Origin of the sequence: Kitasatospora sp. NPDC085464 (assembly GCF_044541955.1) — a bacterium.
Lineage (GTDB): Bacteria > Actinomycetota > Actinomycetes > Streptomycetales > Streptomycetaceae > Kitasatospora.
In genome coordinates this window covers 47,625-54,154 of sequence record NZ_JBITTM010000061.1, presented here as the reverse complement: position 1 = coordinate 54,154, position 6,530 = coordinate 47,625, and the positions used below count along the sequence as shown (strand labels likewise).

Below are 6,530 nucleotides of genomic sequence, written 5' to 3'. Positions count from 1 at the left end.
AGTCCGCACTGTGCGGGCTTCGGACAGCCCCATAAAGGAGATTTTTATGGCTAATGGCACTGTGAAGTGGTTCAACGCGGAAAAGGGCTTCGGCTTCATCGAGCAGGACGGTGGCGGCGCTGACGTCTTCGCCCACTACTCGAACATCAACGCCAACGGCTTCCGCGAGCTGCTTGAGGGCCAGAAGGTCGAGTTCGACGTCACGCAGGGCCAGAAGGGCCCGCAGGCCGAGAACATCCGTCCGCTGTAGTTCTTCTGCCACGGCACCCGCCTGGCAGCGAGGGGCCCGCACCGAGTACACGATGCCCGGTCCGGGCCCCTCGGCATCGCTCCATCAAGCGCATCCCCGGCCCCTGGCTCCGTCCACCGGAGAACGGACGAGGAGGCCCGCCAACCCAAGGTCCGACCGGGCCGCCCAGAACGGTGCGAGGAAGCGGGCCCGCCGCGGTGGCGGGGTAGGGGCGACCGCGTTCAGCTCCAGTCCCGGCCGCAGCCGGCCCAGCAGGGCCAGGGCCTGCGGCGCGACCGGCAGAAGCAGCGAGCCGCCGACCGCCTCCTGCCCGGCCGCGTCCATCCACCTGAGCCGGTGCCCCGTCGGTGCCGCTCACTCCCCCCAGGGCGCGGCAGTCGTGTCGAGCTCCAGACCGGTCACACCGTCGGCCCGGCGTTCGCGGAGGAGTTCACCGCCGAGCGAGTAGCGGGGCGCGGCGGCGGCCGATCGGGCGGCGCGCTCCACGATCGCGTCGACGAGCGAGCGGACCATGGCCAGACGGGGGTAGGCGGCGTGGATCCGCTCCTCCCACCCGGCGGTGATCTCCGCGTTGCGGCCGAAGTCGGCTACCACGCCTGCGCGGGTGAGGTGGCACAGCAGACCGCGGCGCTCGGCGATGCCGGGCGAGGTGTGCAGGGCGATCGCCTCCCAAACGCGGTCGACGTCCGCTTCGGGGACCTCGTGCTGCCGCAGCAGGTCCGCCGCCAGGTCCGCGCCTTCCACCTCGAACCGGGCCTCGCCCTTCGCGAGGCTGCCCGTGCCCACGTCGTGCAGGACGGTGGCGGCGAACAGCAGGTCGCGGTCGTAGGCGGCGTCCGTCAGACATCCTTCGTGGGCGGCGAGGAGCTCGGCGAAGAGGAAGCTGCGCACGCTGTGATTGACGATCGGCGCGGCCTCCGAGGCGCGCACGGTGGAGAGGACGGCGTCGGCCAGAGGGCTGGTCGGCAGGTCGAGTGAGAGTTCCATGGGCGCAGGCTACGAAGCGGTCCGCCGCCTCGACAGTGGCACGCGGGCCATCCACCGCTAGGATCGTGCCATGTCGGTTGTCGAGGGGCATCGGGTCGCGGTGCTGGCACTTCCCGGGGTTCTGCCGCTGGATCTCGGCATCGCGGTGCAGACCTTCGGGTCGGGCCCGCACTACCAGGTCACCGTCTGCACTGACCCGACGGCCGGACCGGTGTGCAGCGGCGGGTTCACGGTGGCCACCTCCGCGGGGCTGGAGGCGCTGCGGGACGCCGACACCGTCGTCGTCCCCGGCTACCAGGTCCCGGACACTCCGGTTCCCGCTGCGTCGCTGGCCGCGCTGCGCTCCGCGCACGCGCGCGGAGCGCGGATGGTGTCGATCTGTACGGGGGCGTTCGCCCTGGCGGCCGCCGGACTGCTGGACGGACGCCCGGCCACGACCCACTGGCAGGATGCCGCTGCGCTGCAACGCCTGTACCCGACGATCGAGGTCCGGCCGAACCAGCTCTACGTCGACGACGGCGACGTCCTCACCTCGGCAGGGGTGACCGCGGGCGTCGATCTGTGCCTGCACGTCATCCGACGCGACTACGGTGCCGCGGCAGCCAACGCCCGCGCTCGATCGCTCGTGGCCCCGCCCCAACGCCCGGGCGGCCAGGCACAGTTCATCGAGCGCTTCCGGCCCGCGCCCCTCGGCGAGGACCTTGCACCGATTCGTGCCTGGATGCTCGACAACCTCACCCACCGCCAGGGCGTGGACGAGCTCGCGCGGCGCGCACACATGTCCCGCCGGACGTTCATCCGCCGCTTCCAGCAGGAAACGGGCACCTCGCCGATGGCCTGGCTGACCGCCGCCCGCATCGACCGGGCCCGCGAACTCCTGGAGACGACGACCACCCCGGTCGAAGAGGTCGCGCGCCTGAGCGGGCTGGGCAGCCCCGCCGCCTTCCGCGCGACCTTCCACCGTTACGTCGACACGTCCCCGGCCGGCTACCGGGCGACCTTCCGAGCCGGCCCAGCGGCGAACCGCTGCTGACCCTCGTGGATGCGGGCGTCGAGGGCGCCAAGCAGATCCGCGACGAGGGCGGCGCCGCCGTGTCGTCGCCGCCTCCGGTGGCGGGAGGTAGAGGGGATGCTGACCCAGGACACCTCGCCCTGCTGGGGCTGCCCGATGCGGGTGGTGGCGACGATCTCCTCGGTGTCGGCCGGACGGTGATCTGCTCCGATCGCGCGGGGGTGGACGGAGTGTCGCAGGGTCGACGCGGATTCGGTAGTCGCGTCCCTGGCGGCCGGCTGTGCAGGGGCCACCAAGTGAGGCGGGGCGACGGGCGGCAGGGCGAGCATCGCCACCGTGCAGCGTCGTCGCGGCGATGGGTCAACCGGATTTCGGCGGGCCCCGCCGGAGGGGGCGGCGGAGCGCACGACCGGAGCACGGCGCCGCGCAGACCGGTCCGGGTGGTTTCGCTGCGGTCGGACGGGTACGCGCCGGGGCGCGGTCCAAAGCCGACCCGGACCCCAGGAAGACGAGGAGGAGCCGTGGAGGACGTCCCGCAGGGCGGAGCCGGTGGTGTTCCGCTCGACGACACCGACCAAAAGCACCCGCTCCACCCACCCCGTGGCGAAGGTGAGCCCGACACCGGCGATCAGGGCGACGCCACCACCGCCGAACCGGGCAGAAGCCGGCGCCTCGACCCGCAGGAGACCACCGACCAGGAGGACGACCAGCCAACCGAGAGCTGAGGCGGGCCGCTGCGCACGCAGTGGCGCGCGATCGACGGAGAGGCGTGGGACATGAGCGACGAACCCATGGGCGACGACGTCTACCAGCCGACCGGGGATACGGAGGAGCAGGCGGACGCGGCCCCCCTGGACCTGGACGACGCGCTGGACGAGCGCGACTACGACGACCTGCTCGACGAGGGCTACTCGCCGCCGGAGAAGCCACTGGGCGTCGACAGGATCGGGGTGACGGCCGCCGAGCAGCGCGACGGCGAGACGCTGGCCCAGCGCCTCGCCCAGGAGGAGCCCGACGTCCTGCCCGACGAGGGCGACGGGATCGGCGACCTGCCCGACGGAGAGGGCGAGCCGGTCGACCCGCAGGCCGTGGGCAGCCGCCGCGCGGGACGACTCGTGGCCCCCGACGAGGGTGCCCGGCCCGACAGGGAGAAGGGCCTCGTCGCCTCTGACGCCGGCATCGACGGCGGCGCGGCAGGCGCGGAGGAGGCCGCAGTGCACATCGTCCCGGACGAGCAGGACGAGACCACCTCGTAGCGCCGGCGCCGTGGTCGCGTGCTCGACCGCCCTGCGCGGGTGTCCGCCAGGGCGGTCGGTGCCCTTGCCGCCGCGATCAGCCTGTTCACGGGCGGGTGTCGCCGAGCAGTCGTGGTCGGCCGGACGGAGCCGTCCGTGTGCAGCACGAGGGCAATGGTCGTCCGCACGACGACAACGCCCGAGATTCCGGCGCCGGCCACGGGGCGGCACGTCGAGACGCACGAGCGCGCCGATCTCCATGAGCTGGTCCGGCAGCGCCAGCCGGATCGCCCGGGGGCGGGCCCGGGTTGCGCAGGACCCCGACCCGGTCTGAACGAAGGTGGCGCGGTCCCCGGCCTCGGGGTTGTCAGGCCGGGCGGGGGCCGGGGTGGCGGCCGACGCGCCCGCGGCGGCCGTCGTGGCGCGGCCGGCGGTGTCGGACGCCTTGTCGCCGTCGCCTTCGCCGCCGCAGGCCGTGAGGGTGGCGGCGAGGATGCCTGGCCCCTGCGGTCCGGGGAACGGGAGGACGCCCGGCGGCAGTGTCCCGACTGCCGCCGGGCGTGTGCCCGGCCCGGGCGCGGACCGTGGGGGAAGTGCCGCGCCGCCGGCCGGGGGTCGGTCAGCCGGTGGCCTGGACGACCGAGGTCCGGCCGGCTGGGACGGTGACCGTGGCGTAGGTGTAGGTGACGCCGTCGAGCGTGACGGTGCGGGTCGGCTGCGCCGTCCCGTCGACGGTGATGCCGCTGTGGGTGCCGGCGAACCGGGCCGTCCAGGTGAGGCTGCCGGTGCCGGAGGTGTTGCTCAGGGTCGACTTGGTGACCCCGTCGTGCCGCAGGGTCACCGTGCCGCTGCCGACCGGAATGGAGGTGAGCTGCAGCCAGCCGATGTCCGAGGGCAGTCGGGAGGTGGTGCTGAGGGCGTGTCCGGCGGCGTCCGGCTGGACGCCCAGCAAGCCCTGGACGGTCTGGCCGAGCAGGGTGAAGGCGATCTCGGGGTAGTCGCCGTTGAGGAAGCGCCCGGTGCTGTGCGGCGCGCCGACGCGGTCGTGGACGTACTGCATCCACTTCCAGCCGGTCGCGCCCTGGTTGTGCGCGAAGAACACGTCCGGCAGGTAGGTGGCGGCTTCGAGGTTCTCGGGCGCGCCCGCCCCGGAGGCTTGGGCGTCGATCCAGGCGAGGTAGTCGTTCTGCCGCTGACCCGGGTCCATGATGCCCTTCAGCGGTATGAACCAGGAGTTCTCCTTGCCCCAGTCGCTGTACGCGGTGCCGTTGACGTCGTAGGCGCGGACGACGTGCGCCGGGTCGGCCTGGTCCACGCTCCACTTGGTGTTGAAGTAGGTCCTCAGGGTGGTCGCCTTGGCCTGGAGCCCGGCGGCGGCATCGGCGTTCCCCTTGGCCCTCGCCAGCGCGGCGGCGGCCAGGTAGGCCTGGTACTGCGAGGCCACGGCGTCGCCGGATTCGGCGAGCGTGGCACCGTTCTCGTTGTAGCTGGCGACGCCCTGGAAGATGTCGCCGCTGGTGGCCTGGGCGATCGGGACGCCACCGTTGTCGATCGGGCCGGTGTGCCCGGTGACGTAGGGCCCGACGGTCCCCGCGACGAATCCGGACAGCGCCGGGTCGTCGAGGTAGTCGGTGTCGCCGGTCCAGCCGTAGGCCTCGTTGATCTTCTGGGTGAGCTCGAACGCGGCCGGGAGCTCGCGGACGAATGAGGTCGGACTGTGGTAGTCGATCGACAGCGGCGTCTTCGCGTCGAAGTTGACCGCCCAGTACGGCATGTGGTCCGGGGCGCCGGCTGCGGAGGACGCGAAGGAGCGGAGCATGGTCTTGTTGGCCGCGTCGAGGCCGAGCAGGTGGGCGCCCACCACCTGGTGGGCGAAGTCCCGGGAGTAGAAGGCCGAGCGGTACGGGTAGCCCGCCCAGTAGGTGGTGGCGTACGTGTCCTGTCCGCTGCCCCCGCTGGCGCGCTCGTCGGCGTTGAGCGGGCCGGTGGCACCGGGCTGGGCGGCGAAGGAGTTGGCCTTGGCCCGGGCCCAGTCGAAGAGGGCGGTGACGGTCGCGTTGGAGGAGCTGATCCGCGGGTTGTTGGGGGCGGACGGCGCGACGGTGACGTCGTCGACGTTGACCCATCCACCGGGTGCGGAGCCCACGGACACGGTGACGGTGTCTCCGGTGGCCACCCGTACGCCCGGCACGGTGTACTGGGCGTAGACGGCCTGCGCGGGTACGGTCACGGTTCCCACGGCGACCGCGTTGACCTGCACGGTCAGGGTGCCCCCGGCCGCGCCGGTGGCGATCCAGGCGCCGATGTCGTAGCTGCCCGCCTGTGGCGCGGTGGTGCTCTGGCTGACCCGGTAGCCGCTGCCCGCGTCCAGGTAGGCGAGGCCGGCTCCCCGGTGCGCGTTGTTCCCGGCGGTCCCGGTGTGCACGGTGAACGTCCAGCCCGCGGTGCCCTGTTCGAAGCCCGGGTTGGCGAAGAGCAGCGGGTCGGCTCGGGTCAGCAGCCACTGCTGGTTGGCGCCGCCGAGGCAGGTGTACTGCTGGATCTGGACGTTCGGAGTGGGGGCGCCGTACGGCAGGTCCAGGCAGAGCGCGCTGTTCTGCGGGTGGACGAGGGTGGCGCCGTTCGCGGTGGCCTCCAGCGTGAACTGTTCGTTCGGGGAGCCGTCGCAGGCGTACTCGATGAGTGCGGCGCCAGGGGCGGTGGAGCCGCCCTGGACGTTGAGGCAGGAGTTCGGGGCGGAGCGGTCGGAGATGGTGTAGCCGCCGCGGCCGTTGGGGGTGAGGCGCCAGCGCTGGCCCAGGAGCCCCTGACAGGGCTGCTGCACGACCGGGGTCAGGTCGGCGGTGGCCGCCCACCTGCCGCCCAGGCACTGGCCGGTGGCCCCGGAGGCGATGGTGTAGGCGCTTCCGGGGACCACCGGATCGCCGACGGCGTGGGCCGCCCCGGCGGGCAGCAGGGTGAGGGCGCTCGCGGCGACGGAGACCAGACCCAGGTGGGCGTGCGCGCGCAGCAGGGCGCGACGGGGTACGGGGTGGGGCAACGTATC

General features: G+C 73.0%; 6 protein-coding genes. 4 read left to right on the top strand and 2 right to left on the bottom strand.

The window, feature by feature from the left end; translation table 11 throughout:
• The first annotated feature begins 46 nt into the window (after positions 1 to 46).
• Positions 47 to 250: a cold-shock protein gene (locus ACIGG8_RS37160; protein ID WP_099897249.1), complete on the top strand. Its 204-nt coding sequence runs from the start codon at positions 47 to 49 to the stop codon at positions 248 to 250.
• 354 nt (positions 251 to 604) lie between these two features.
• Here the strand turns inward: ACIGG8_RS37160 and ACIGG8_RS37155 are convergent, their stop codons facing one another.
• On the bottom strand, positions 605 to 1,237 hold the full coding sequence (locus tag ACIGG8_RS37155; protein ID WP_396553028.1) for an HD domain-containing protein: 633 nt from the start codon (positions 1,235 to 1,237) through the stop codon (positions 605 to 607).
• A 70-nt stretch (positions 1,238 to 1,307) separates the two neighbouring features.
• Between ACIGG8_RS37155 and ACIGG8_RS37150 the strand changes: the two genes are divergently transcribed.
• The 3 genes from ACIGG8_RS37150 to ACIGG8_RS37140 all read left to right on the top strand — a co-directional run bounded on the left by ACIGG8_RS37150 (position 1,308) and on the right by ACIGG8_RS37140 (position 3,505).
• A complete protein-coding gene (locus ACIGG8_RS37150; RefSeq protein ID WP_396553027.1) occupies positions 1,308 to 2,270 on the top strand; it encodes a GlxA family transcriptional regulator in 963 nt (320 codons plus the stop codon).
• A gap of 500 nt (positions 2,271 to 2,770) precedes the next feature.
• On the top strand, positions 2,771 to 2,974 hold the full coding sequence (locus ACIGG8_RS37145) for a hypothetical protein (protein ID WP_396553026.1): 204 nt from the start codon (positions 2,771 to 2,773) through the stop codon (positions 2,972 to 2,974).
• 51 nt (positions 2,975 to 3,025) lie between these two features.
• Entirely contained in the window at positions 3,026 to 3,505 is a 480-nt protein-coding gene (locus ACIGG8_RS37140; protein WP_396553025.1) for a DUF5709 domain-containing protein, read from the top strand.
• Positions 3,506 to 4,103: 598 nt separating this feature from the next.
• Here the strand turns inward: ACIGG8_RS37140 and ACIGG8_RS37135 are convergent.
• Positions 4,104 to 6,524, bottom strand: a complete 2,421-nt coding sequence (locus tag ACIGG8_RS37135; RefSeq protein ID WP_396553024.1) for an RICIN domain-containing protein — start codon at positions 6,522 to 6,524, stop codon at positions 4,104 to 4,106.
• Positions 6,525 to 6,530: the final 6 nt, after the last annotated feature.